Origin of the sequence: Corynebacterium sp. p3-SID1056 (assembly GCF_025152525.1) — a bacterium.
GTDB lineage: Bacteria > Actinomycetota > Actinomycetes > Mycobacteriales > Mycobacteriaceae > Corynebacterium.
The window spans coordinates 1-24,930 of record NZ_JALXXL010000005.1 but is presented as its reverse complement, the minus strand read 5'-3'; the positions used below and the strand labels follow the sequence as shown (position 1 = coordinate 24,930).

Sequence of the window (24,930 nt, the reverse complement as noted above, 5' to 3'; positions counted from 1 at the left end):
GCCAAATGGAACTAGCTCTGTTTAGACCAGCCAACTTTACACGACCAGGACTTTTGCTGACAGCGCGACCCCAAATGGAGCTAGCTCCATTTAGCCCTTTCGCGCAATGGCGACCTGGGCTTTTACCGGAGGGACGGACCCAAATGGAGCTAGCTCCATTTGAGAGGCCAATAAGTTTTTGGAGACGGAGTCCGAAGACTTCTTGGACAGCACAGCCGCGGACGGAAAGACGCCAGGGAGTGTGGAGTCCGCGGCCGCGGACTCACTGGAATCCAAACGAAGCCCACCGTATCGGTCGTGCGCCGCACCCAACGGTGCATGCAACATCTCCCGCAGAACAGTCCGCGGCCGCGGACTGGAAAACCCGCAGCATCCCCCCGGCAACGCGTGTGTCACTCGCGGACGTTGTGACCAATCACCGTCGGCAGCACCAACGGGGACTGCCCCAACAACGCCTCCAGGTTCCCATCACGCTCCACCGCACTGGTGACCGCTTTGACCTTCGCCCGCGACTTGCCCTGACCACCACGACCACCACCAGCGCCCATCGGACCGGCAGCCATCACACCACCGGCACGACCACCGCCCGCACCAGTAGCGGAACCAGCGGCCGCTGCCGCACCCGGCACCTGGCCCGCACCACCTGGCACACCAGCACCGAAACCCGCGACACCACGCCCAGCGCCTATACCAGCACCGGCACCGGCAATGCCCGCACCAGCACCCAACGCACCACCAACAGCAGCACCCGCGTGTGCATCACGTGGTACACGACCACGCCCCCGCGCACCTTGCGCACCAGCCCCACGCCCACCACCAGCACCAGCACCGGCACCGGCACCGACCGGGCCAGCCACACCACCAGCAGACCCACCCGCACCCGCACCACCGGCACCAGCAGCCACCGTAGGCGCAACACCACCCACACCAGCACCACCCGGACCACCCGGCATGCCAAGTCCAGCAGCACCCGGCTGACCCAACGTACCCACACCACCACCAGCACCAGTCGTCGGTGCTAACCCAGCACCCACACCCGCACCCGTGGGAGCCAACTGGCCCAAACCCACAGACGCCGCCTCGGTACCGGCCGCACCAGCAGGGGTTTTCGCAGCCACCTGCTCTAATACCTCAGGGGTGGGCAACCCATACTCACCAACCACCTGCGAAGGCGTCACCGCCTGCCCCAACACACCAAGACCCGCAGCAGTAAACGCATCACGCAACGTCCGCGGCAACGGCGACTCCCCAAACCCCGGCACCTGCGGGGAAGGCATATCCGCAACCGCAACCCCATCACCAGGAATTGAGCCCAAATCCGGCAACAAGCGATCAAACACCGGTACCGCCGCCTGCAACGACGCCGTCAACCTCGGCGGAAACACCCCCAAATACGACTGCTCAAACAACGCCCGCGACGGCCCCGGCAGGCCAGCCCACACCGCCATAGCACCATGGGCCATGAGCTGCTCCGCACCCGCAACCTGCGCCAGACCGGTAGCATGGCCCTGCATCAACACCGAACGGGCCACATACTCCTGGCCCACACGAGACACCTCACCAAGCTTATTGATCGCACCGGCCACGAACGCTGTTTCCGCTGAATCCGCAAGCATGCCGGCGACCGCCGGCAACTGTGCGACCACCGACTGCACCAGTGCTGCATTCTGACCCCAAAACGCCGCCGCCGCTGTCGCCTGTGCGACCTGGGTGGCCATCAACTGCTGATGCAACACCGGAAGCGAACCCTGCGCCCCCGCAGCAGGGCGTGGGTTGGCAAAGGAATTCGCGTTCTCATACTGCGACAACGTCTGTCCCATCAGACCGGCAACCGCGCCAGCACCACCGGAGCGCTCCACCACACCAATCGAGCCCAACAAGCCTGCAACCGATCCATCGGCACGCGAGGTGTTCTCCGCGCTGACGCGCAGCACATCAGCCACTGTTTGCAACCACTCCCCCAACACCCGATTCGCCTCCGGCGCAGACCCCGACGACACACGCGAATGCGTCCGCCCCACACCATCCAACCCAGACACCACCGAAAAACCAGCCATCTGTGTTGCAGATCCAATTCCGAGGTCACCGGCGGCCTCTGCTGCGAGCTGTGTAAGACGGCTGGATGCGCTATGGACGGCATCGACATCCAAATTAATTCGGTTCCCCATAATTCCCCCTTGTATTTGGTAACTGGCACCCCACCAGTCCACTCCAAGATACGAAAACTTCTTGCCCACCGCTAGTGGATTTTCCAAGTTTTCTAGTTAGCTGCTTGATACAGCGCTTCGAGAGACTCTGTGGCAAGCGCACATGGGTCGTCGTTAGTTTTCCTTCGCGTGCTAATCGACACCCACATAGCCATCCCGCCCCTGACAGTATCTACCTGCGCGAAACAGGATTTCCCCACGTCGTTCTCGACCCAGTGCACAAATAGACCCGGAACCGCTGAGTCGTAGTCCGAGGAAACACGGCGATTCTCCTCTGACCAGAGAACCTCTTGACTTGCCGGGTTAGCAATAACGGTCCGGAACGTGCCTGGAAGCACCGGATTGGCCATGCACCCTTTCGCGCCGTTCTCCGCCGCGTTACCGCCCTTCAGCGACTCCACCCCCGTCATCCCCGCCGCCGCGAACTCGTCTGCGGAGATTTCGGTGCAGGGGTCGAAGAGGTCGTCGCCAAGCGTGGCCGGGTCAAACTCCCCGAGCTCCAACGTGCCGCTTTCGAAGTGAAACGCCGGCACTTCCGCGTCCTCCGCGACCGTCTCCGCAGTATCGCTCGCACAACCCGCCAGCGCACCAACAATCGCCAGACAGCTCAACGTCGCTGAGTGCTTCTTGTCCATTGCATCCCCCATGTGCGTCTTACTCGTCGCCGCTGACTGCCTCGTACAGCTTTTCCATCTCCTGCTGTGCTTCCCTGCACACAGCGTCTTCTTTCCCCTCGTGGTCATTTTTCCATAGACCGATGGCAAAGGCACCGCGTTCGGTGTCGACCTGTGCCCGGCAAGATCCGGCGCCTTCTCTCACTATGTAGAGGCCTGGAACACTGGACTGAGGATGATCAATCTGCTTTGTCCCAGAGGCCTTCAGCGAATTCTCGCTCAAGACCGAGGCCTCGATGCGTCGGTTCGAGTCTTCACTCGGCTCGATTGAGGTGCACGACTTTACAACTTGGTCGTCGCCGAATTCATTTTCAAAAGTATCCACGCCTTCGATGCCAGCTTGCGCGTACTCTTCCTCGGTGATCTCCGTGCAGGGGTCGAAGAGGTGTCCCTTCACGACATCGGAGGCGAATTCGCTGATGACTAGATCGCCGTTGGCAAAGTGGAACGCTGGAGGTGCCTCCGGCTCAGGTGCCGGTTCCTCAGCCGCAGTCCCGCAGCAGACCAGAAGCGGTGCAAGCGCAGCGGCGCAGAGCATCGTTTGGAAAGGCCTGTGCCGCATGCTTACTGCTCCTCGTCATCCGTGTTGACGGCCTTGTAGATGTCCTCGATGGTTTCCCGAGCGATCTTGCATCGATCAATGTCTTCGGTGCCGCTGCCCTGCGCAGACATCTGCACCGCAAGCGCTCCCCGCTCGGTATCTACTTGTGCAAAGCACACTCCCGGCAACGCATTGGTGTACGTAAACAGCCCGGGCACGATCGACTCGGGGTATTCCAATGCGTTTTCCGACTGTGTCTTCAGCCCTGCTTCGCTGATCGGGCCCGCCTTGATCGTGAGCCGTTGACCGGCCTCGTTCAGGTTCGTGTCGCACGAGTTGATGTCCTCAAACTCGTACTCACTCTCCATGGGCTTGACATCGGTAAGCCCTGCCGCCTCGTATTCTTCCGTAGAAATCTCAGTGCAGGGATCAAACACGTTTCCAGTCACCGACTCGCTGGAGAACTCCTCAATCGCAAGCGTCCCGCTCTTGAATTGGAACTCTGGCACCGTTGGGATCTCTTCTGTGGCCCCGCAGCCAACGAGGAGCACCGCGCAGACCGCGACTCCGGCACCACCAATGAAAGCTGTTCGCACGGCGTCCTCCCCGTGTACGGTCCTTAAAGGTTCGCGTTCAGTATGACGCAAGCCCGGAACACCCGCTACCGGAACACGTGCTACACGCACACCTTCAGCGCACCCGGGTCAACCGAGATCTCGACTGCAACAACCTCGCCAACCGGGTCACCATCAACCTCAAAGATCTCCGGAGCTGCAAAGGAAGCCTTGACGTGACTGCCCTCCGAGTAGAACAAGTCGGCAAAGTTGATCACCGGTGGATCGGGGTTGAGCCCCCGCAGCCGCGCCGCCTTATTCGCCACCAGGTTCAACCCGATCTTGGCCCAGCCGATCAGCCCCCGCGGAGCCATGCCCACGGCGTTGATGAGTCCGTCGTCGGGGCGCGCTTCGGGCAGCAGCGGGATCTCATTAATCAGCTCCCCACAATTGCCGAAGATGAGTGTGTGGAGGCGCGCGGCGTGGTTGCGTTGCCCATCCACCGTATAGGTCACCTTGATCCGGTTACCGCCGCGCAGCGAACGCGCGATGCCGGAGATATAGGCCAGCGGGCCGATGCGCCGTTTCAGCCCCTCATCGGTGTACTCAATCATCTGCGCGTCGAGCCCGACCCCGGCCATCACGACGAAGCCCAGACGTTCGTTGCTGCCGTCGGGGCGAAGGAGTTTCGCGCGGCAGACGTCGATAAGCATGTGCTCGCCACGAAAAGCTCTGCTTACCGACGCCTCGAGCCCCAACTCCAGGCGCAAATTGCGCGCAAGCAGATTGCCCGTCCCGGTGGGCACGATCCCCATCGCGACCTCGGAGTTGGCCAGCGCAGTGCCGACTTCGCGCACGGTGCCGTCGCCGCCCGCCACCAGCACAAGATCAACGTCGGTCCCGCGCAATGCCGCAGTCTCCGCTTCTCCCGAGTCGTCGGGAGTCGTCGCTACCCATTCAATCCGGCAATCACTCGGCGCATGGCGCTCGACCACAGTGCGAAGGCGCTCCTCGTCGATCTTGGCAGGATTGAACACGACGACGGCTGCTCTCGGAGAATTCTGCATCACACCGCACAAGCATAGGGCACAAGGGGGCAACTTCTTTGCGATTTTTAGCTCATCGGCACGCCGAAAAACGCCAACTGGGTGCGCGTGGCAAACCCGCGACTCGTTGTACCCGAGCTGTCATAGGCGCCCCCAGGCCAAATGTGCGGGCCGCCTGTGACCCGGTAGTGCACCAAGGGCGCGTCACAGCCGTCCCAGCGCAGTTCCGACACGGTCTCTGAGAGCGGCTTTTCCACGTACTCGGGCGAGCAGTGGTTGCGCTGCGCGGTCTCTTCCAGCATTGCTTCGATCGACTCGTAGGCGGTGTCGTGCCGCTCGCCACCCGAGTAACTCATCACCGCATCATCCGTGCCGTGGAAATCCACGTGTTTGATAGGAATCGAAGAGCAGCCCTCGGAAACCCGGTGGTAAAACGCAGCGGAGACAGTGGCCACCGCGGTAAAGTCTTGCGGTCGCTGGCAACCTACGTAGGTGGCGAACCCGCCGCCGTTGGACAGCCCGGTGGCGAAGACGCGCGCCTTGTCCACGGAGTACTCCTGCATCACTTCCTCGCGTACCGCGTCGACAAACGCGAGATCCTCGCCCCCGGAAGTCTTCGCGTAGGGTGCGGGCGCCCACGCATGGTTGACCCCATCGAGGTACACCACGATCGCATCAGCCACATCCAGTCGCGAGTACTTGCGTATCGACGCTGCGTCTTCCCCATACCCGTGGAAAGCAAAGATCATCGGCAGCTTGGAGCGCTCCTTCGCCCCGGCTGGCGCGCTGAGCAGGTAGCTGCGCTCACGCTCGCCAACCTGGATTGTGCGTTTGTGGGTGTCCGCGCGACTCCACGGTTCCACTTCGGCGACGTAGTCGCGCACTTGAGATGGCACGACCTCAGCAAGCTGTTCCGGTGCGTCTGCGCAGGCAGCACTGCAAAATACCACGCCGGCCGCGGCCAGCAGGCTTGCCGTGCGCAGTGCTGCCATCGTTCCTCCCAACACGTTCGACCCGGTACATTAGTCCATTATGAAGCCCAGTGGAAAGCAGCAGCCAGCCTTCCGCGATGACACACATCGCACCAGCTCAGCGCGCGCGTTCCATAACGGGGCAACGCTCTACCACGCCGTGCGCCCCTCGTACCCGCCCGCTGTCCCCGCGCTGTTAGGCACGCTCCCGCAGCGTGCCGGCGGTGCCCGCATTCTCGACGTGGGGGCCGGTACCGGCAAGCTCACTCAGCTGCTCGCCAGCAGTTCGGAAAGGCGCGTCTACGCCTGCGACCCCTCAGCAGACATGACGCGCGTGCTGCGCGAGCACCTTCCCGAGGTGCCCGTCTGGCGCGCCACAGCAGAAGCCACCGCGCTTGCCGACGCCGCAGTCGACGCCATCACCTGTGCCCAGACCTGGCACTGGGTCGACACCGCCGCCGCGAGCGCCGAGGCGGCACGCGTGACCAGCCGGGGCGGAAAACTGCTGTTGTGTTGGAATACTCTGGCCGTCAACCACCCCTGGGTCTTAAGGCTCAGCCGCATCATGCACTCCGGCGACGTGCAGCGCGCCGGCTTCTACCCTTCCGTCGCGCGGCCCTGGGCGCTCGAAGGCGAACTGCGCGAGACGTGGGCCCAGATCGTCACCACTGACGAATGCTTCGACCTCATGGCCTCGCGCTCGTACTGGCTACGCGCGAACCAGAAAACCCGCGAGAAGATGGTGGCCAACCTAGACTGGTACCTCCACGAACGCCTCGGGTTTGAGCGTGGCCAGCGTATTCCGCTTCCCTACCGCGTCGACGCGTTCGTGTACGGCAAGCACCGCTAATTTACTTACGACGCCGCGGGTTCCGCTCGCGCACGCGCACCGCAATGCGTACCGGGGTGCCGTGGTAGCCGAAGGTCTCGCGGAACTTACGCTCGAGGTAGCGTCGGTAGCCACCGTCCAAGAATCCAGTGGTAAACAGCACGATTGTCGGCGGGCGCGTCGTCGCCATCGTGGCGAACAACAGCTTCGGCAGCCGGTTGTTCTTCATCGGCGGCGGGTTCGCAGCAATCGCCTCGCGCAGCCAGTTGTTCAGCTGGCCGGTGGAGATTCGCTTGTCCCAGTTTTCGAGCGCCTCCGTCATCGCCTTTTCCAGACGGTGCAGGCCGCGGCCGGTCTCCGCCGAGATGTTCAGCTTGGTCACCCAGGGGAGGTGGCCCATCATCTCGTCGAACTCACGGTCAAAGTAGTACCGACGGTCTTCCTCCATCAGGTCCCACTTGTTAAAGCAAATCACCATCGCCTTGCCGGCCTCGAGCACCATGGAGATGACGCGCTGGTCCTGCTCCGAGATCTCTTCGGAGGCGTCGATGAGCACAACGCACACCTCGGCTGCGTCAATGGTGCCGCGGGTGCGCAAGCTCGCGTAGTACTCGTGACCCTGGGCGTTTTTGACCTTCTTGCGCAACCCGGCGGTGTCGATGAACTGCCACATCTTTTCATCCAGCTGGATCATCTCATCAACCGGGTCGACCGTGGTGCCGGCCGCGTTGTCAACCACCGAACGGTGCGACTTCGCCAGTTTGTTCAGCAGGCTGGACTTGCCCACGTTCGGGCGGCCAACCAGCGCCACGCGCCGCGGGCCGTCCGTGATCGAAGCCTTCGCACGCGGCTCGTCCGGGAAGAGACGCAGGATCTCGTCCAGCACATCGGCACCACCGCGGCCGTGCAACGCCGAGACCGGCCACAGGTCGCCCAGGCCCAGCCCGTAGAACTCCGCCGCATCGCCCCACTGGGACTCGGATTCGAACTTATTCGCCACCAAGATCACCGGTACAGGAGATCGCTGCAGGTTGCGCGCCATCACGGCGTCTGTCTCCGTGATGGCGGTTTGCGCATCGACCACCATCACGATCACGTCGGCGGTTTCCATCGCAGCCTCCGCCTGGCGCGCGATCGCGCCATGGATGCCGCGGGCGTTCGGGTCCCAGCCACCGGTGTCCTGCACCCAGAAGCGCCGCCCGCCCCAATCAGTTAAGTAGCTCACTCGGTCACGGGTGACACCGGGGTGGTCCTCCACCACGGCCTCTCTGCGCCCGATAAACCTGTTGACCAGACTCGACTTGCCCACGTTCGGGCGCCCCACGATCGCGACTGTGGGCAGGTTTTCCTCCACCACATCCGGGCGCACAATGCCGAAGGTTTCTTCGATCTCCGCCCAATCTTCGTCGGTGTAGTCGGTGAAATCGGTATCGTCGGCAAAATCAGCGTCACTGAAGTCGCTGGTGTCAAAGTCCGCGTCGTAAAACTCCGCGTCCTCGGGGCCAACGGCCTCCGGCGTGAGCGCTTCGTAGCCGGAAGCATCAATGCCCGGCTGGATAAATTCCGTTTCGGGTGCGTTGTCAGCACCGCGGTCCTTCGGTTCCTGGGTCACTTCGCGCTCCTTTCAATCAGGGCAATGAGGGTGCCGAGCACCTCGTCCGGAGCCATGTGCGAAGTGTCAATGACCTCCGCATCCTCCGCCGGGCGCAGCGGGCTTGTCGCACGGGAAGAGTCCAGCTCGTCGCGGCGCTGCACATCCGCCAGCACCGTTGCATAATCGGCGTCGCGGCCGGCAGCAACGTCCTGGTCGTAGCGACGCTGGGCACGCACCTCAGCCGAGGCGGTCATGAAAGCCTTCGCGGGGGCGTCGACAAGCACGACGGTGCCGATGTCACGACCCTCCACAATCGCGCGGTGCGCCTCGCGGGCGAGTTTGCGCTGCAACGCCACCAAATTCTCTCGCACCTCCGGGATCGCGGAGACTGCGGAAACGTTGCGAGTGACCTCCGGCCCACGAATCTCGGCAGCAACGTCCTCGCCGGCAAGCAGGACTTCCTTCGCATCGGGATCATCCGAGACCTGCAGCGGCAGGTCTGTCGTCGCCTCGATCACTGCCTGCGTATCTGCCGGATCGACGCCGGCACGAAGCACCGCAAGCGTCGCCACGCGGTACATCGCGCCGGTGTCGACGTACTTCGCGTCCAGGCGCTTCGCCAGCGCGCGGCAGGTGGTGGACTTGCCCGTTCCCGAAGGACCGTCGACGGCCAAAATCAGCCCGCCGCCAGGCATATTAGAAAGTTGTGCATTATCCATTTACATCTCCACCACCTTGTACAGCGAGGCCAGCTCGGAAGAATTCAACGCGCGCATCGAGCCCGGCTTCATGTCCCCCAGCTGTACCGTGTGCACCTTCGTGCGCACCAGGCGCTGCACCGGGAACCCGCACTCTTTGAGCATGCGGCGCACGATGTGCTTGCGCCCCTCGTGCAGTTCGACGCGTACCAGGGACTGGCCGTTGTGCACATCCACGATCTGCGCGTAGTCGGCCTTTGCCGTGCCGTCGTCAAGCACGACGCCCTCTTTGAGCTTCTTGACCAGGTCGCCCTTCGCCTCGCCCAGCACCGTTGCCAGGTAGGTCTTGGACACGTTGTACTTCGGGTGGGTCAAGCGGTTAGCCAGCTCGCCGTCGTTGGTCAACAGGAGCAAGCCCTCAGTGTCCGCGTCGAGGCGGCCGACGTGGAACAGGCGCTGGCCGGAAGCCGTGCGCTCGGACAGGTAGGAGCCAACTGAGGTGCGATCGAACTCGTCCTGCATGGTGGTCTGCACGCCGCGCGGCTTGTTAAACGCGAAGTACTCCAAATCCTCGTTGACATTGATGCGGGTGCCGTCCACGCGGATGATGTCCACGTTCGGGTTTACGCGCGTGCCCTGGACCTTGATGATCTTGCCGTTGACCTCCACGCGACCCTGGTCGATCATCACCTCTGCGTGACGACGCGAGGCAACACCCGCCTGCGCGAGTACTTTCTGCAGGCGGATCCCGTCCTTGTTCTGCTTGCGCGCCTTCGTTTCCGCGTCGTCCCACCAGTTGTCTTCCAGCGGGTGCGGCTCGTTGTGTTTTGCGTTGGCACGCCGTTTATCCAAACGAACGTGCTGCTTCTTCGCCGGCTTTGCGTAGGAAGGGTAGAACGGCTCGTCCTTCCCCGTATCCGGTGTGCCGTCTCGGCGAGCGGGAGGAGTCATGTGTGAATCCTTTACATACATATTGGGGTTGTGCGGGTGCCAAAGCGACACTCCGCGTGTTCGGGGCAGAGTCTACCAGCGTCAACCGGCGTCTACCAGCTGCTACCACGCGTCCTCGATCGCGTCGATATCCGGCAACAGCGGTGCCAGATCCGGCAGTCGCGACAGCGAATCAATCCCCAGCAGCTCCAAAAACAGCTCGGTGGTGACGTAGCGGTGCGCGCCGGTAGCCTCATCCGGATCGACCTCTGCAATCAGCCCGCGCAGCGTCAGTGTGCGCATCACTCCATCCACGTTCACGCCGCGTACCCCGGCAACCTGCGCGCGCGTCACCGGCTGGCGATACGCCACCACCGCGAGCGTCTCAAGCGCGGCTCGGCTGAGCTTCGATTGCGTCCCGTCCAGCACAAATGCCTCGACAGCGTCCGCGTTGTGCGGGCGGGTGTAGAGCCGCCAGCCTTCTTGCGTCTCCCGCAGCTCGATGCCGCTGCCGCGCGCGTCCAGTTCCGCGGCCCATTCGCGCAGCGCCGCGTCAACGTCCTCGCGGGTTGCATCGAGCACCCCCGCCACGGCTTCTGCCTCCACCGGCGTATCCACCACCAGCAGAATTGACTCCACGCGCGAGCGAAGCTGGGAAACCATCGGCATATCCATGCCCACATTCTATAAGGGGCCCCTGCTTGCCGACGCCCCACTCGTCCCCGCCGCTACGCCCAGTTACTCGCAGCGACAACCGCCGGGTCAACCTCCAGGCCAGTCCACGACACCTCGAGCGGTCCAAGCGCTTCGTCCTGCTTCGTCTCCACTGCGCGCGCCTTGTACAGCTCGAGAAGCGCAAGGAAGCGCCCGACAATTTCCATTGACAGCGCGCAGTCCTTCGTCAGCGAGGCGAAGCTGAGCCACTGGCTCGCCCCCACCACCTTGAGTGTCTCCAGAATGCGTCCCGCCTGCTCCGGTACCGAAACTTGCACCGCGTGCAGGTGGTCAACGCCGACTTCCTCGGGCGGCTTCGGCCGGAAGACGCTGGCGGCAAGCTGCGCGAAGCTCGCCGGGGTGTGCCCGAGATTGACGGGTGGGAGCAGGTTCGCGAACTGTTCCTCCATCGACACCGCGCGCGGGTAACGGCGCTGCGCGTGCTTCTGCCACTCGGCGAATTGGTCCGCCACTTGCTGGTATGCGCGGTACTGCAGCAGGCGGGCGAAGAGCAGGTCCCGGGACTCCAACAGTTCGAGATCCTCGATCTCTTCGTCTTCGCCGCGGGGCACGAGGCGAGCGGCCTTGAGGTCAAGCAACGTTGCCGCGACGAGAATAAATTCCGTGATCTCGTCCAGGTCCGCAGTCTCACCCAGCGCGCGGGTGTACGCAATGAACTCATCAGTGACCTCAGCGAGCGCAACCTCAGTCACGTCGAGCTTCTTCGAGCTAATCAGGTTGAGCAGCAGGTCGAAAGGCCCCTCGAAGTTTCGCAATACGAGCCGGAAGCCGGTGATTTCCGGCTGCTCGCCCACCTGCTGCTGCGGACGATGGTCTGCGGGATCAGCCACGCCGGTCTATGCCGTGCCCCGCTCAGTGCGCTCGAGTAGCTCGCGCGCGAGGTTACGGTACTGCTCCGCGCCCTGGGAGCGCGGCGCCCACGTAATAATCGGCTCGCCGGCCACCGAGGTTTCTGGGAAGCGCACGGTTCGGGTAATCACGGTGTCAAAGACTCGCTCACCGAACACCTCCACCACGCGGTCCATCACTTCGCGCGCGTGCGTCGTCCGACGGTCAAACATGGTGACCAAGATGCCAACGATGTCGAGGTCGAAATTGATGCGGTCGCGCACCTTCTCCACCGTATCGGTAAGCAGCGCAAGACCGCGCAGCGAGAAATACTCGCACTCCATCGGAATAATCACGCCGTGCGAGCACGCCAGTGCGTTGACGGTAAGCAAGCCAAGTGAGGGCCCGCAGTCGATGATGATGATGTCGTACTCGTTGCGCACCGGGCGCAGCGCGCGAGCCAGGGTGTGCTCACGCCCGACCTCGTTGACCAGCTGAATCTCCGCGGCCGAAAGATCGATGTTCGCGGGCACGAGGTCGAGACCGTTGACGTTCGAGTGCTGAATCGCGGCGTGGATGCTCGCGGTGTTGTCAAAGAGCAGGTCGTAGACCGTCACCTGCTCCTCATCGTGGGAGACACCGAGTCCTGCGGAAAGTGCGCCCTGTGGGTCCAGGTCAACCAGCAGAACCTTCCTGCCCTGCTCGGCTAAACAGGCACCGAGGTTGATCGTGGAAGTTGTCTTGCCCACGCCACCTTTCTGGTTCACCATCGACAGCACGGTGGCCGGGCCGTGCTTGTCCAGCGGCGCTGGCTCGGCAAATTCGCGGTAAGGGCGTCCCGTCAGGAAGGTTTTCTGCTCGGAGGCGTCGAACAGTGCGTCATCTGCCATTGTCGGTCCTTTCCCTTGAGCCGTAGCCGCAAACGTCCAGTGTCCATCTGTTGTCCATCTGTGCATCCACATCAGCGCGAGCGGCGAAGCGTGAAAAGTTCCGCCGTAACGCTTGACGCGTCCATCTTACAACGTTGGAATTATCCGCGTGCGCGAGCGCGGCGCACAAAGAAGACCACGATCAATGCCAGCGCGGCAAGCAGCGCCACGCTACCAATCACGAGCGGGACGACCGACCCACCTTTACTCGAAGAGTCAACGGTACCGCCTTGATCTTCGACCGGCTGGGCACGTTCATCGCCTTCTTCTGCCACGGGCGCGTTTGTCGCGGTGATTTCGGCGATGAATTCTGCCTTCCCGTCACGCACGACTTCCATGATGAATGGGCTATCCGGGGTCTCGCCCTCCGGGTAGGTCAGCGTGAGCGTCCGCTTGGACACGTTCACGTCGCGCTCCACGCCGGTAATGATGTTGCCCTGCCCATCCACGTAGCGAAGTTTGGCCCCCTCGCGGTCCGCGTTGGCGTACTTCATCAGGTCCCTCGCCTTGCGCAGCGAGACCTTAACTACCAGCGTGTTGCCGTCAATTTCGCCGTCAAAGGCAAGCCGCTTCGCGCCCGAAGTATCCACTTCTTCCGCCTTCTTCCGGTCCGCGCGTGCGGCCGCGGCATCACCACCGGCAGCAGCGCCTGTGCCGCCGCTTTCCGACGCCCGGCGGCCCTCGCCTTCAGCCTCGGGCTCGCCTGCTCCACCAGTGCTTCCCCCAGCACCATTGGCCCCCTCGGCCCCGTCGTCACTGCCGCCAGCGCTCTCGTCGCTCCCGCCATCGACCGCGGCATCGTCAGCATCGGCCGGCTCACCGGCCCCCACGGCGACGAGGTTGACCGTGGCTGTCATCCCTCCGGCGCTCGCAGGGACACTTGCCGTGGCCCCCGGCGAATCCGGCGCAGTCACAGTCACCTGCGTACCGCTCGAGCTCACCTGCCAGCCGCCGCTGGAATAATTCACGTCCACCGGCACCCCAAGGTCTACCGTGGTGGTTTCGCCGGCGCGGACACTCACCTCGGAAGGAATCATGGACTGCACCTCTGCCGGGTCCACGTCTTCGGGCAACTGTGCGGGCGCTATCGGCGCCGAGGCCAATGTCAGTGCTGCGACCGCGGCCGCCCCCAAGGACGCGCGCGCGGCAGTGCGAGAAATAGTCACGGGGTTGAAACCCTCCTGTCCGTGAGCGAGACAATGCATCATGCGCGAGAGTGCGCAAAACGGTTAATCTACACCCATTGCCTGGCAGCGCCTGACACCATCTATACAGCCAACCCTGAGCTAGGCGCGCGGATGCGCCTCCTGCCACACCTGCCGCAGGTTATCAGCGGTGACGTGCGTGTAAATCTGCGTGGTCGTGACGGAGGCATGCCCCAAAAGCTCTTGCACGGTGCGCACGTCCGCCCCGCCCTCCAGCAGGTGCGTGGCGAAAGAGTGGCGCAGCGTATGCGGCGAAATCTCTTTCTCAATCCCCGCCCTCTGCGCCGCTTGCTTCAGCACAGTCCAGGCGCTCTGGCGCGACAGCGCGCCGCCGCGCGTATTGAGAAACAGGGCGTGGCTCTTTCCCGTGGCAAACGCCGGGCGCACGCGAACAAGGTAGGCATTGACCGCGGCCTGTGCATGCTTACCGACGGGCACAAGCCGCTGCTTATTGCCCTTCCCGGTCACAGTGATCACGCCTTCGGAATCCTGCACATCGTCCACGTTGAGCCCCAACAGCTCGGACACACGGGCGCCGGTGGCGTACAACAGCTCTAAGAGCGCCCGGTCGCGCACACCAACGGGTGTCTCTGTCGGGCAGGAGTCCAGCAGCGCCTCGACTTCCTGCACGCTGAGCGTGTCGGGGAGCCTTTCCCCTTGCTTCGGGGGCGTGACCTCGGCAGCGACGTCCGCGTCGAGCACGCCCTCCGCGACGCCGAACTTATGCAGCCCGCGCGCAACCACCAGCGCCCGGGCGGCCGAGGAGGTTGACAGCGCCCGCGCGCCGTCGACGCCGCGGCGCAAGTCCGCCACGTACGCCTCCACGTCGCGGGCGGTGACTTGCTTCAAATCCGTGATGCCGGCGCGTTCCAGCCAGGTGAGGTAGCGGTTGACGTCGCGTCGATAATTGCTCTCCGTGTGCGCAGAGACCCCACGCTCGACGATGAGGTGGGTCAACCAACGCTCGGCGAGTGTGCGCGCGTCCACCTAGATCCGCTTCATATCCGGGCCGATCCCGGCTGCAGTGCGGCGCCGCGCCAGTGAGCTCGGGCGGTAGTCAAAGGGGGTGTCCACCGAGCGCGGGGCGGCGCGGCCGGCGGTGACCTCACTTGCCGCCAGCACACCGGCAATCGCGATAGAGTTGACGATTTCCCCGCGCATCACCGCTTCCCGCGCCTGTGTAATCGGCATCCAGCGCACGCTCATGTCGGCCTCCTCGTCCTCGGCCGGCGGGCGCGGCACCTCGCGCAACTGCCGGGCGAAAAATACCCGCACCGCTTCTTCCGCAAAACCGGGCGAGGTGACCAGATCGACGAGCACGGACCAGTCCTCAGCTTCCAGGCCAGCCTCCTCGACAAGCTCGCGCTTCGCGCAGGTCAGCTCGTCTTCGCCCGCCATATCCAGCAGTCCTGCGGGCAGCTCCACAAGACGACGGCCGACCGCGTGGCGGTATTGCTCGACGACAGCGATCTCGCCGGCATCATTCAGGGCCACCACGGCGACAGCGCCGAAGTGCTCGACGATTTCACGGTTCGCAACGTTGCCTCCCGGCATGTGCACCTGGTCGCGCCGCAGCGCAAGGATCGGAGATTCCGCGAGTAGCTCAGACCCGCCGACGGTGAATTCGTGCGTCATTCTAGGATTCCTGCTCCTTCTCGTCAGGTGTGGCGACACTCAGCACGGTCCTGATGCGGCCTGCTTCGGTCTCCACTGCCTCGACGAACGTGGCCTCTTCCAGCTCCGGGGCCCGCCACTGGTCCATGTCGCGCACGCTCAGCACCGTCGTACTGGTGCCGCCGAGTGCGTTGGCGAAGTCGCCAAGGAGTTGCTGGCCGAACTCCCCAGCCTCGCCCGGCATCGTGTCGTCGCCACTGGACTTCGCGGTGTCCCCGCCGACAATCACGATGGCGTCAGCTGGTACCACGTCGCCAGAAAAGTCTACAAAGCCGCCTTCGCGAAGCGCGTCGAGCACAAATTGGCGATCCCCTGCTGCGGCGATCCCCTCCCCAGTTTCCGGGTCTGCGAACAGCGCAGCACCAAGCGACTCACCGGCGTGTACTCCCGGCCGCCGCTGATCAACCGACAACTGCGCGCCCGCTGGCAAAGTATTCGCGATCAACGATGACAGGGCATCCGCCGAATCCTGCGAGGTGAACTTCTCCGTCAGCGCGATTTCGCCGGAATTTTTCGCCCCCGCCCGGTCGAGCAGCCAGCGCACTGCAGCGACATCTTCGTCAGAGACGCGAGCCGTGCGAAGTACGGTGACGTGCACGTCTTCACATGTTCCCTTGACCAATTGGGCCGAGTGTTCGCCGAGCAGACTATCTGCATCGTCGGCATAAGATTCCGCACGCTGCATCTCGCGCACCGACGCGGCGGAATCCTGCCCAAACGCTTCACCGTCGCTGCGCATCGCCGGGGCCAGCACGAGTACCCCTGCTGCGACGCCGAGTGCAATGCCCCAGCCAAGTCCAGTGACTACGAGTCCGCTTGAACGTCCTCCATCAGACATATGTTGGATACCCCTCTTCCGCTACTCGAACAGTCCCTGCACCGATAAGGCGATGCTGTTCCAGGTGTTGATTAGGTTCTCGCTAAAATCGCCCGGGCCGTACAGCCCCACGACCACGATGATCGTGGCAATGGCGACCAGGATGCCCAATATGGCCCACGCCCACGCCACCCCGCCGTTGGAAGGCAGGGCGTAAAGCTGCTCAATCACAGTCGAGTCCACGAGCTTGCGCCCCGCCTTCATCCGGGTGAGCAGAGCCTCGGGCTGCGTGGAGTCCGGATCTGCGAAAATCTGGTCGAGCTCCACCGCTTCTCCCACAGTGACGATCATGTCGGGGTCGTGGAACACGGCAAGCAAAATCGCCAGATCCGTCGGAGATTCCGTCGCCGCCGGAAAGGTCATCGCACCGACGCCTAAGTCCTGGATGCGCTCGAGTCCCGGTGCAAAGCCATCCGGCTCTGCGGGCAGGATCACGCGCGCGCCACTGCGCAAGCTTGTCGACGCGATACCCGTCGGGTCCCCAACGATATAGTCCGGCTCATACCCCATCTCCACCAGCGTGTCTGCAGCCTGCCCCACGCCGACGATCACTGGAGTGAATTCACGGATAAAGTTCTTGATCCCCTTCAGCCGCTCCCGCGTTTCCGGCCCGGGCGAAACCACCAGCACCTTCCGCTCGAGCATGGCGTCGCCGAGTTCAGGCACGCCGAGACCGTCGATAAGCAGCGGTGCCTCCGCATGGACGAACTCGATGGTGTTGCCGAAGTACGCCTCCATCTGCTCGACCAGGTGCCGCTGCGCTTCGGCGAATGTGCTGTCAAGATCAGCGCGCTGCACGAGCTGGGCCGAGGCCACTGCCTTCTTGCCGACGGTAATTGTGCCGTCGGTGCCAATCGTCGTCTTCTTCCCATCACGCAGCTTCTGCCGCGTGCCGGCGTCGGCGCCGATGGCTTCGAACATCGTCACCTCGGCGTCGGCAAGCAGATGCGGGCCGTAGTTCGGCATAGCACCAGTGGAAAACTGGGCCAAGTTCACGACCGCCTTCGGCTTGCGGGCGAGCAAGGCCTCGGCCTGCCTGCGGGTCATATCCGGCGAGTCGACGAGGGCGATGTCGCCCTCCTGCATGCGCGACAGCCCCCGCCCCTGGGCGGTGCAATCGCGCAGCGTGCCCGTCAACGAGGGCTGCGCAGATTCGGTATTCCGGGAAGCAACAGTCATGCGTCATATTGTGCACGCGTGACCTGCCGCTATGGTGAAGGCGCGCGGGAGCGTTAGGCGCGCATTTCCTGCACCTCGCGCTGCGCCCGCTCGAAAAGTTCGGCGGCGTGCGCCCGCCCCGTATCGGAATCGTCCATGCCAGCCATCATGCGGGCGAGTTCGTCGATCCGGGCCCCCGAATCCAGGCTGAGTACCCCGGAGGTCACCGACTCATCGCCAACGTCCTTCGCCACGTGCAGGTGCGTATCCGCATAGACTGCCACCTGCGGCAAGTGCGTGACGACGATGACCTGGTTATTGGCCGCCAAACGCGCAAGCCGACGCCCGATCTCCACCGCTGCGCGTCCACCGACGCCTGCGTCAACCTCGTCGAAGACCATGGTGGCTCCGCCGCTCGCGCCGGACAGAATCACTTCGAGCGCCAGCATGACGCGCGACAGCTCGCCGCCAGACGCGCTCGTCGCCAGCGGCTTCGGTTCGAGCGCGCTATTGGGAGCCAGCCGGATCTCTGCTGCATCGGCGCCGCGCGGGCCAAAATCGACCTGCACAATCTCCACGCTCAGCTGCGCTTTCGGCATGGCCAGCCCGTGCAGCTCCCCGGTGACGGCTTTTCCGAGGTCTTTCGCGGCGGCAACGCGGGCCTTCGTCAACGTCTGAGCGCGGGCCCGCATGTCCTTCTCCGATGCCGCGACGCGTTTCTTCAGCTCCTCGATCGCTTCGTCCGAGGTGTCGATCTGCGCCAGACGCTGCGCCGCCTTTTCCCGCCACGCCAGCACGCCTGCGATATCCGGGGCGTACTTGCGCGTCAGCGTCTTCAGCTCCTGCTGGCGCTGCAACAGTCGGTCGAGCTCGTCCGGGTCGCTGGGCAACTCCGCGACGTAACTGCCCAGCTCGGCGGAGACGTCGCCAAGCAAGCTCGCTATCTCGTGCATGCGGGTACCGAGCTCTTGCAACGCCGAATCGCTCGCGCCGTCGAGTGCCGACGCAGCACGGCCCACGAGGGAGGAGGCAGCATCCTCGTCGCCGCCATAGCCACCGGCCGCCTCCGGCCCGTCGATCGCTGTGAGTGCGGTCTCCGCCGCCTCGCGGAGCGCGTCGACGTCCTGCAGCCGGTTGATCGTGTCGACCAGCTCCGCGTCTTCGCCTTCCTGCGGGGCGATCCCGTCAATCTCTTCCAAAGCGAACTGGAGCCGATCCAGCTCCTGGGCCAGCTCCAACCGACGCTCCGTGCGCTCCCGCAAATCCCGCGCCGCTTCCCGCCACGCGCGGTATGCAGTGCGGTACTTTTCCACAAGCGCAGCGATTCGCGGGTCGAAGCGATCAACAGCAGCAAGCTGCTCATCCGGCGACATCAAACGTAACTGGTCGTTTTGGCCATGGATGGTCAGCAGCTCGCCCGACAACTCGCCCAGCGTCGCCGCAGGCACCGTCCGCCCGCCGAGGTGCGCCTTGGAACGACCCGTCGCTTTCACAGAGCGGGAGACGACGTATTCGCCATTTTCGTCCGCGCTCGCGCCAGCGCCTTCGGCAATGGCATCGACGCGTTGGCGTGTCTCCTCTGCGATCCCCGCGAGGCTGAACGCACCCTCAACAACGGCTTCTGTAGCTCCCGTACGCACGCGAGACGCGTCAGCGCGGCCTCCGGTGAGCAACCGCAGCCCGGTGACGACCATGGTCTTGCCCGCGCCCGTTTCGCCGGTGAGCACGGTCAGACCTGGTGCAAGCTCCGCCGAGGCTTGAGAAATCACACCGAGGTTGCGAATGGCAATCTCTGCCAGCATGCATGCTCCTTTTTAAAAATCAGTAGCGGGGCCCACGCCACCCTGAGACGGGCAATTGGAACTTGTTGACCAGTCTGTCAGTGAACGGGCGGTCATCAAGACGGACCCACCGTACCGGGCGGCTGCCGCGGATAACTTCCACTCGCGACCCAGCCGGCATGGCAATGGAACGGAAGCCATCCATAATCACCACGGCTTCGCTGGTCGTCGGCTCGGATTCCACAGCTACGGTCGAGCGCGGGGAGACCACCAATGGTTTCGCAAATAGTGCGTGGGCATTATTGGGCACGACCAAGATCGCGTCAAGCGCCGGCCACATCACCGGACCGCCGGCGGAAAAGGCATACGCGGTCGAGCCAGTCGGCGTAGAAATTAACACCCCGTCGCAGCCGAACGAGGACACGGGCCGGAAATCCACTTCCAAGGTGGCGTCCAGCACCTGTGTCCGGTCCACGTTTTCGATACTGCACTCGTTGAGCGCCCACCCACGGCCCAGCTCGTTGTCCGATGCGTCGCGGACGAGCACATCAATGGTCATGCGCTCTTCAACACGGTAAGAACGCTCGATTACCTCATTGATGACCTGCTCGAGGCTTTCTGCCTCGCCCTCCGCGAGGAAGCCGACGTGGCCAAGGTTGATACCCAGCACGGGAATGTCTTGCGCGTGGGCGTAGCTCGCCGCGCGCAAAAACGTGCCGTCGCCGCCCAGTACCAAGACAAGCTCGCAACCTTCCGCCGCGTTGTGCCCGCCTGGGACCTGCTCAAGTTTCCGCAGCTCAGGGTCCTGATTGATCGGGCTTTGAGTATCCTGTTCGAGGAGCCGGACGCGCAGGCCCGCGTCGGTAAGCAGCCGCGCTGCCGTCGCCGCGGATGAAATGTTGTCTGGCCGCGAGTAGTGCGGCACCAATAGGATCTCGCGCGTGGATGTCTCACTCACGTGTCTTTTGGCCCTTCCTCTACTGCATGACTCACCAGCGTCTGTAGCTCGTCTGCAGCAAGTGTGCTCGCACCGCCGTCCTTGATGAGCCACAGGAAGTATTCTACGTTGCCGCTCGGTCCGGGGAGCCCGGACGCAGTCACCCCTTTCACACTCAATCCGAGTGACTGTGCAAAGTCCGCGACATCGGTGGTCACTTCGGCACGCAAGCTTGGCGAACGCACGACGCCGCCGTGCCCGAGACGATCCTTGCCCACCTCGAACTGCGGCTTGACCATAGGCAGCAAGTCCGCGCCTTCGGCCATACACGCCGCGATCGTCGGCAGCACCAGCTTCAGCGAGATGAAGGATAGGTCACCGACCATCAAGTCGACTGGCTCTCCGAGCTGCGCAAGCGTCAGGTGGCGGATGTTCGTCCGGTCCAATACTCGGACCCGCTGATCATTCTGCAGCCGCCAGACCAGCTGCCCGTAGCCCACATCCACGGCGATGACTTCCTTCGCACCGCGCTTGAGCAATACGTCTGTAAAGCCGCCTGTCGACGCCCCCGCATCCAGCGCCCTGCGCCCTGCCACCTCAAGCCCTTGCGGTGTGAAAGCCTCCAGTGCGGACAGCAGCTTGTGCGCTCCTCGCGAGGCCCATTCGTCCTCTTCATCTACGTCGACTTTGATGGATACGCCCGGTTCGACCACCGTGGCGGGTTTCTTAGCAGGAAAGCCACCAACGGTTACCTTGCCCTCTTTGATCCAAGCCTGTGCCTGCTCGCGCGAGCGTGCGATTTTGCGGCGTACGAGCTCTGCGTCGAGCCGTCTGCGTCCGGGAGCCACGTTTGGTTCCCTCTCCTTTCCTAGTTCTCGCGCAGCGCGTCGCTTAAAACGTCATGGGCGCGGGCGAGCTGCGACGCTTCGTCGACAAGCGAATCGGCAGGCTCCGCGAGGATCTCTTCAACGCGCTCGCGCACCTCCTGGGGGTTGTGCTGCGTTGTACGCGGGTCGTGCGGTTTCGGGGCACTCACGCTACCACCACTTGGCCACCGCGGCCTCGGCCGACGCAGACTCTGCACGAACATTGACCGGAGGAGTTGGCTGCGACCAAACGACCTCGAGCGCCGTCAACAGCGCGTCGTAACTGGTGGACTGTGCTGTTCCACCGCTCAATACGAGCGCGTCGCCGTCCATCCGTGCCAAGAAACCGCCGTGGGGACCCGGCTTCAAGCACGCAGGATCCGCAGCAAGGCCGCGCATGTCCTCCGCGATATAGGTCGGCCGCTGCTCAGGCGAGGCTTGCAGCAGGGTGTGCGGGCCCGACACGCCAGTGAGCACGTGCAGGGTGGGCATACCAGCGGCGACACCTCCGGCGAGATCGGTATCCAGGCGATCACCGACGCCAAGCGGAGCTTGCGCACCGATACGCTCAACTGCCTGGTGAAACATCGCAGGTGCGGGCTTTCCCGCAGACGCGGGAACCACGCCGGTTGCCGACGTCACCGCGGCAATCATGGAACCGTTGCCCACCATTAGCCCACGCTCCATGGGCAGGGTCGTATCCATATTCGAGGCGAGGTATTCCGCGCCAGCGCGGATGGCCAAAGCTGCCTCGGAGAGTTCGGCCCATCCAGTTTCTGGGTTATGGCCGTGCAAGACGACCTTCGGGTGCTCATCTGCGGAGTCGACGAGGCGGTAGCCGGCCTCCTGGACAAGATCACGGAAAGACTGCGCGCCGAGCACAAGCACCGGGTCGCCCGGCCGTAGAGCGTCAGCGGCGAGGCCGAGCGCAGCTTGCGCTGAGGTCAAGACGTGTGCCGCGTCAGTGGGCAAGTCAATCTCGGCGAGCATCCGGGCTACTTCGCCTGCTGAACGGGACGCGTTGTTCGTGATGTAGACCGCAGTGCAGCCAGAGGCGTTGATGGCCTCGACTGCATGCGGGATAGCGCGCCCGCCCTCCCACACGGTGCCATCGAGGTCTAAAAGCAGCGCGTCGTGGAGGTCTTGCAACGTCGCAGACATGAGCTACTTCTTCCTCCTAGCTCAGCTCGCGGACACGTTCAGCGGCGTCCGTCATGCCCTCGGCATCGGCTTCAGCGACGGACTGGAACCATTCCTTCGCTTCGTCCTTCCGCCCAACCGAAAGCAGCGCCTCTGCGTTGGCGTAGGCAAGACGCAGTTGAGAAATAGTCTCCGGCGTCTGCGTCGGTTCAAAGCGCGAAAGCGTCGCGAGAGCAGACTCGTGCTGCCCCAAGTCGTGCCGCGCACCCGCCAACACGATGCCGAGCTCGATGCGATCGTCAGAGTTGAGCTGACGGGCCTCCGGAGTGCGCCCGAGTTCGAGCGCCTTTTCCGGCCGGCCAAGACCACGCTCCGCGTCAGCCATCACAGCCAAGAGCCCCGGTCCGCCGCTCATGCGACGAGCCGCGCGCAGCTCTGAAAGAGCTTCCTTCCACTCCCCGGCGTGGTAGGCCACCACACCGTTAGTTTCACGGACGACCCCGACGCGGCCGGCGCGGTTTTTCGCAGCGCGCGCGTGTCGCAGCGCGAGCTGCGGGTCGTCTTCGAGCACCTCGATCGCCATCACCATATGCTGTGCGACGCGGTTCGCGTTGTCCTTAGACAGCACACGCAGGTCTTGAAGCACAGAACGGTCGAGCTCATTGATGTCGATGCCGTCCGGCAGATCCGGCTCCGCGGCCTTCTTGGCCATACGATCTTCGCGGAACCCCTGTCGAGACGGATTCGACCGGTCATGGCGAACCTTCTTGCCGCCAAAGCGATCGTCACGCCCGTGGCCCCTGCTACCACGGCGCCCACCCGGCTTACCGCCGCGGGGCTTTGCTCCACGACGGTCACGACCACCGCCGTATCCGCCTTCGCGCCTATGCGACGAGTGCTTCTCTTCCGACATCAATGCCCTTTCTTTTGCGTTCAACTCATTATAGGAGGTTTACGGGCGCGGCCTGATGTCGGCGGCAGCCTGCGTACTTGCTGCGTACTTGATTCCACTGGTGTGACGCGCCATTGACGCTAAAGGGGTGCGCGCGCGTTCGGCGTGTGGCGGTGTCGGCACGGCACGCGGGTTGCGGCGGGGTGTGGTCGTGGTGTGATGGGAATGATGTTGCTTTGGGGACCCAGCGCGTCTGGGGCGCTGATGGAGACACATCCGGGCTGATCCATCATTCAGACAGGGGTGTGCTGTACAGGTCGGTAGTCTACGCACAGACCCTGGATGAGTCGCGGGATATCGCTTCAGTTGGTTCAAAGGGCCCACCATCAGCGAGCGTTACACCACACTGGGGCGCGACTAAGATACCTTTTCATATGCGGAACACGATGTGAACAAGAACGCCATCGTGTGTGATTGGTTGCCCATGACGAGGGCGGCCCAGGGGGGCCGGAGCGTCGTTAATAGATTGCATTCTTAATTATGATGCCGGGCCACCTCTCGCAGATTTCCGCTTTGCCCACTACCTGCAGACTGGACCCATCGGGGAACACCGTCCGCTCGTCAATCGTTGCTCCATCAAAAGTGTTCGCGTCGCAACTACACCCGTTTAAATTCGCTGCGACAAGAATCGCGCCTCGAAAATCGCACTCCTCTAATTTTGAATCCTCGAAAAGGGACATGCTCAAGTCGCACATCGTGAAGTCCGAACCACGCATATCGGCTTGTTGAACGATTAATGCGTTGACGTGTGCATGGGAAAAAGTGCACCATTTCAGACTCCCACTGAACGTCGTCGAATCGAGGTACGCACCTTTGAAATTCCCCTCGTCCAACACGCAGTTGTTGAATTCGGCGTAATTCAGGCACGCACCCTGCCACATCAACCCCGATAGTCGGGCACCGCGCACCCTCACACCCCTCAGGTTGATATCCGAGAAATTCACCCGAACTTGCGCATTTCGCACCCCCGACCCGGGAGCCAGCGATGCCCAGCTGTAGTTAGGGGAAAATTCATCCCAACTCGCAGGTGTGGGTATGCCAGCCTGTTCGCCCTGCAACGGGGCGCTCAACCTTGCGGAAAGACCCTCGAAAGCGGCGATGCGGGCGCGCAAAGTCGGATCCTGGCCCTGTTGTTGAGGATCGCCTGAGTGAATGAAAGTGATCAAAACATCAACGATCTCCTGTAACCGACCCGTAACAGAGCCGGGGTCCAGCGCTGCCCATTCATCAGCGATATGAAGCAAATCAAACACTGACGCTAGACGTACGAGTGATGACCTTGATTTGAGCCCTTGGCAAGAATGGAAGAACCGCTCATCAAGCTGTCGACTTGAATATAATAGCATTATCCTGATAGTTAGAGGCGCAGTTGGTTGTAGAGGTTGACAAAGTTAGGACAGCGAGAACCCGTTGACTGAAAGAAGTCGCCCACATCGTCGCCACCGCAAAAAGGATTCCACCAATCCTCTTTCGTGTTGATGCGGCGTGAAGTAGATATGTATTTTTGCCATAAAAGGTACTTTATCTTAAACGGGCTATCACATGGCGTCTTCTTGAGAAACGGTCAGAAGTGGCCTCACCCTACCGTTCTCTATGACTGGGGTGCCTCAGTTCCTTTAATGGCTCGGCGTGCACTCGTATCATGAGGGCTTTTAGCGCCCTGGGCAAACACCCCTGAACCGCGCGCTCATTACAAACTCATTCCACCCCCCTGGGGTGCCGGCCCACGCCCACACACCCCGGGGCATGACAAAAGCACCCCGCCTGGGACCATAGAGGGTCCTGGGCGGGGTGCTTATGATTT

General features: G+C 63.1%; 25 protein-coding genes. 1 reads left to right on the top strand and 24 read right to left on the bottom strand.

What is annotated here, in order from left to right; genetic code table 11:
- Positions 1–392: 392 nt before the first annotated feature.
- The 6 genes from M3G14_RS05625 to M3G14_RS05600 all read right to left on the bottom strand — a co-directional run bounded on the left by M3G14_RS05625 (position 393) and on the right by M3G14_RS05600 (position 6,014).
- Positions 393–1,943, bottom strand: coding sequence for a hypothetical protein (locus M3G14_RS05625; RefSeq protein ID WP_259925348.1), 1,551 nt, complete (start codon positions 1,941–1,943; stop codon positions 393–395).
- A gap of 317 nt (positions 1,944–2,260) precedes the next feature.
- Positions 2,261–2,842 carry a DUF3558 domain-containing protein gene (locus tag M3G14_RS05620; protein ID WP_259925347.1) on the bottom strand — a complete coding sequence of 194 codons (582 nt, stop codon included), beginning with the start codon at positions 2,840–2,842 and terminating at the stop codon, positions 2,261–2,263.
- Positions 2,843–2,861: 19 nt separating this feature from the next.
- Positions 2,862–3,443: a hypothetical protein gene (locus M3G14_RS05615; protein ID WP_259925346.1), complete on the bottom strand. Its 582-nt coding sequence runs from the start codon at positions 3,441–3,443 to the stop codon at positions 2,862–2,864.
- 2 nt (positions 3,444–3,445) lie between these two features.
- Positions 3,446–4,018 carry a DUF3558 domain-containing protein gene (locus tag M3G14_RS05610; protein ID WP_259925345.1) on the bottom strand — a complete coding sequence of 191 codons (573 nt, stop codon included), beginning with the start codon at positions 4,016–4,018 and terminating at the stop codon, positions 3,446–3,448.
- A gap of 80 nt (positions 4,019–4,098) precedes the next feature.
- Entirely contained in the window at positions 4,099–5,043 is a 945-nt protein-coding gene (locus M3G14_RS05605) for a diacylglycerol kinase family protein (RefSeq protein ID WP_259925594.1), read from the bottom strand.
- A 47-nt stretch (positions 5,044–5,090) separates the two neighbouring features.
- Positions 5,091–6,014, bottom strand: a complete 924-nt coding sequence (locus M3G14_RS05600) for a PHB depolymerase family esterase (RefSeq protein ID WP_259925343.1) — start codon at positions 6,012–6,014, stop codon at positions 5,091–5,093.
- Between the two features lie 40 nt (positions 6,015–6,054).
- Here M3G14_RS05600 and M3G14_RS05595 point away from each other — a divergent pair, with 40 nt between their 5' ends.
- Positions 6,055–6,843, top strand: a complete 789-nt coding sequence (locus M3G14_RS05595; protein ID WP_259925339.1) for a class I SAM-dependent methyltransferase — start codon at positions 6,055–6,057, stop codon at positions 6,841–6,843.
- 1 nt (position 6,844) lies between these two features.
- On the opposite strand, the gene der is transcribed toward M3G14_RS05595, so the two are convergent.
- The 18 genes from der to M3G14_RS05505 form a co-directional block, all read right to left on the bottom strand.
- Complete coding sequence (gene der, locus M3G14_RS05590; RefSeq protein ID WP_259925582.1) at positions 6,845–8,368, bottom strand: ribosome biogenesis GTPase Der; 1,524 nt, start codon at positions 8,366–8,368, stop codon at positions 6,845–6,847.
- Positions 8,369–8,430: 62 nt separating this feature from the next.
- Positions 8,431–9,135 carry a (d)CMP kinase gene (cmk, locus tag M3G14_RS05585; RefSeq protein ID WP_259925338.1) on the bottom strand — a complete coding sequence of 235 codons (705 nt, stop codon included), beginning with the start codon at positions 9,133–9,135 and terminating at the stop codon, positions 8,431–8,433.
- The gene (locus M3G14_RS05580; RefSeq protein WP_259925335.1) at positions 9,136–10,065 is read right to left on the bottom strand and encodes a pseudouridine synthase; all 930 of its coding nucleotides are present in this window, start codon (positions 10,063–10,065) and stop codon (positions 9,136–9,138) included.
- Positions 10,066–10,167: 102 nt separating this feature from the next.
- Positions 10,168–10,719, bottom strand: a complete 552-nt coding sequence (scpB, locus tag M3G14_RS05575) for an SMC-Scp complex subunit ScpB (RefSeq protein ID WP_259925334.1) — start codon at positions 10,717–10,719, stop codon at positions 10,168–10,170.
- Between the two features lie 53 nt (positions 10,720–10,772).
- Positions 10,773–11,609: a ScpA family protein gene (locus tag M3G14_RS05570; protein ID WP_259925330.1), complete on the bottom strand. Its 837-nt coding sequence runs from the start codon at positions 11,607–11,609 to the stop codon at positions 10,773–10,775.
- Positions 11,610–11,615: 6 nt separating this feature from the next.
- Positions 11,616–12,497 carry a ParA family protein gene (locus M3G14_RS05565; protein ID WP_259925328.1) on the bottom strand — a complete coding sequence of 294 codons (882 nt, stop codon included), beginning with the start codon at positions 12,495–12,497 and terminating at the stop codon, positions 11,616–11,618.
- A 140-nt stretch (positions 12,498–12,637) separates the two neighbouring features.
- On the bottom strand, positions 12,638–13,702 hold the full coding sequence (locus tag M3G14_RS05560; RefSeq protein WP_259925327.1) for a hypothetical protein: 1,065 nt from the start codon (positions 13,700–13,702) through the stop codon (positions 12,638–12,640).
- A 120-nt stretch (positions 13,703–13,822) separates the two neighbouring features.
- Positions 13,823–14,728 (bottom strand): site-specific tyrosine recombinase XerD, encoded by a 906-nt coding sequence (xerD, locus tag M3G14_RS05555; RefSeq protein ID WP_259925326.1) that lies wholly within the window; start codon positions 14,726–14,728, stop codon positions 13,823–13,825.
- Positions 14,729–15,376, bottom strand: coding sequence for an NUDIX hydrolase (locus M3G14_RS05550; RefSeq protein WP_259925324.1), 648 nt, complete (start codon positions 15,374–15,376; stop codon positions 14,729–14,731).
- Between the two features lies 1 nt (position 15,377).
- On the bottom strand, positions 15,378–16,253 hold the full coding sequence (locus M3G14_RS05545) for a copper transporter (RefSeq protein ID WP_259925322.1): 876 nt from the start codon (positions 16,251–16,253) through the stop codon (positions 15,378–15,380).
- A 21-nt stretch (positions 16,254–16,274) separates the two neighbouring features.
- The gene (steA, locus tag M3G14_RS05540) at positions 16,275–17,471 is read right to left on the bottom strand and encodes a putative cytokinetic ring protein SteA (protein WP_259925321.1); all 1,197 of its coding nucleotides are present in this window, start codon (positions 17,469–17,471) and stop codon (positions 16,275–16,277) included.
- Positions 17,472–17,524: 53 nt separating this feature from the next.
- Positions 17,525–19,252: a DNA repair protein RecN gene (gene recN / locus M3G14_RS05535; RefSeq protein WP_259925320.1), complete on the bottom strand. Its 1,728-nt coding sequence runs from the start codon at positions 19,250–19,252 to the stop codon at positions 17,525–17,527.
- 19 nt (positions 19,253–19,271) lie between these two features.
- Positions 19,272–20,189, bottom strand: coding sequence for an NAD kinase (locus M3G14_RS05530; protein WP_259925318.1), 918 nt, complete (start codon positions 20,187–20,189; stop codon positions 19,272–19,274).
- The gene (locus M3G14_RS05525) at positions 20,186–21,016 is read right to left on the bottom strand and encodes a TlyA family RNA methyltransferase (RefSeq protein ID WP_259925316.1); all 831 of its coding nucleotides are present in this window, start codon (positions 21,014–21,016) and stop codon (positions 20,186–20,188) included. The genes M3G14_RS05530 and M3G14_RS05525 overlap by 4 nt, the downstream gene beginning before the upstream one ends.
- Before the next feature lie 20 nt (positions 21,017–21,036).
- On the bottom strand, positions 21,037–21,204 hold the full coding sequence (locus M3G14_RS05520; RefSeq protein ID WP_259925315.1) for a hypothetical protein: 168 nt from the start codon (positions 21,202–21,204) through the stop codon (positions 21,037–21,039).
- Position 21,205: 1 nt separating this feature from the next.
- The gene (locus M3G14_RS05515) at positions 21,206–22,195 is read right to left on the bottom strand and encodes an HAD-IIA family hydrolase (protein WP_259925314.1); all 990 of its coding nucleotides are present in this window, start codon (positions 22,193–22,195) and stop codon (positions 21,206–21,208) included.
- A gap of 16 nt (positions 22,196–22,211) precedes the next feature.
- A complete protein-coding gene (locus M3G14_RS05510; protein WP_259925311.1) occupies positions 22,212–22,886 on the bottom strand; it encodes a hypothetical protein in 675 nt (224 codons plus the stop codon).
- Between the two features lie 698 nt (positions 22,887–23,584).
- Complete coding sequence (locus M3G14_RS05505) at positions 23,585–24,379, bottom strand: pentapeptide repeat-containing protein (RefSeq protein WP_259925310.1); 795 nt, start codon at positions 24,377–24,379, stop codon at positions 23,585–23,587.
- Positions 24,380–24,930: the final 551 nt, after the last annotated feature.

Bases quoted from the DNA above. Each gene is read 5' to 3' on its own strand.
- M3G14_RS05620 (WP_259925347.1), bottom strand. From the start codon at position 2,842: ATGGACAAGAAGCACTCAGCGACGTTGAGCTGTCTGGCGATTGTTGGT.
- M3G14_RS05615 (WP_259925346.1), bottom strand. From the start codon at position 3,443: ATGCGGCACAGGCCTTTCCAAACGATGCTCTGCGCCGCTGCGCTTGCA.
- M3G14_RS05605 (WP_259925594.1), bottom strand. From the start codon at position 5,043: ATGCAGAATTCTCCGAGAGCAGCCGTCGTCGTGTTCAATCCTGCCAAG.
- M3G14_RS05600 (WP_259925343.1), bottom strand. From the start codon at position 6,014: ATGGCAGCACTGCGCACGGCAAGCCTGCTGGCCGCGGCCGGCGTGGTA.
- M3G14_RS05595 (WP_259925339.1), top strand. From the start codon at position 6,055: ATGAAGCCCAGTGGAAAGCAGCAGCCAGCCTTCCGCGATGACACACAT.
- cmk (WP_259925338.1), bottom strand. From the start codon at position 9,135: ATGGATAATGCACAACTTTCTAATATGCCTGGCGGCGGGCTGATTTTG.
- M3G14_RS05580 (WP_259925335.1), bottom strand. From the start codon at position 10,065: ATGACTCCTCCCGCTCGCCGAGACGGCACACCGGATACGGGGAAGGAC.
- scpB (WP_259925334.1), bottom strand. From the start codon at position 10,719: ATGGATATGCCGATGGTTTCCCAGCTTCGCTCGCGCGTGGAGTCAATT.
- M3G14_RS05565 (WP_259925328.1), bottom strand. From the start codon at position 12,497: ATGGCAGATGACGCACTGTTCGACGCCTCCGAGCAGAAAACCTTCCTG.
- M3G14_RS05550 (WP_259925324.1), bottom strand. From the start codon at position 15,376: ATGACGCACGAATTCACCGTCGGCGGGTCTGAGCTACTCGCGGAATCT.
- M3G14_RS05545 (WP_259925322.1), bottom strand. From the start codon at position 16,253: ATGTCTGATGGAGGACGTTCAAGCGGACTCGTAGTCACTGGACTTGGC.
- steA (WP_259925321.1), bottom strand. From the start codon at position 17,471: ATGACTGTTGCTTCCCGGAATACCGAATCTGCGCAGCCCTCGTTGACG.
- recN (WP_259925320.1), bottom strand. From the start codon at position 19,252: ATGCTGGCAGAGATTGCCATTCGCAACCTCGGTGTGATTTCTCAAGCC.
- M3G14_RS05515 (WP_259925314.1), bottom strand. From the start codon at position 22,195: ATGTCTGCGACGTTGCAAGACCTCCACGACGCGCTGCTTTTAGACCTC.
- M3G14_RS05510 (WP_259925311.1), bottom strand. From the start codon at position 22,886: ATGGCCAAGAAGGCCGCGGAGCCGGATCTGCCGGACGGCATCGACATC.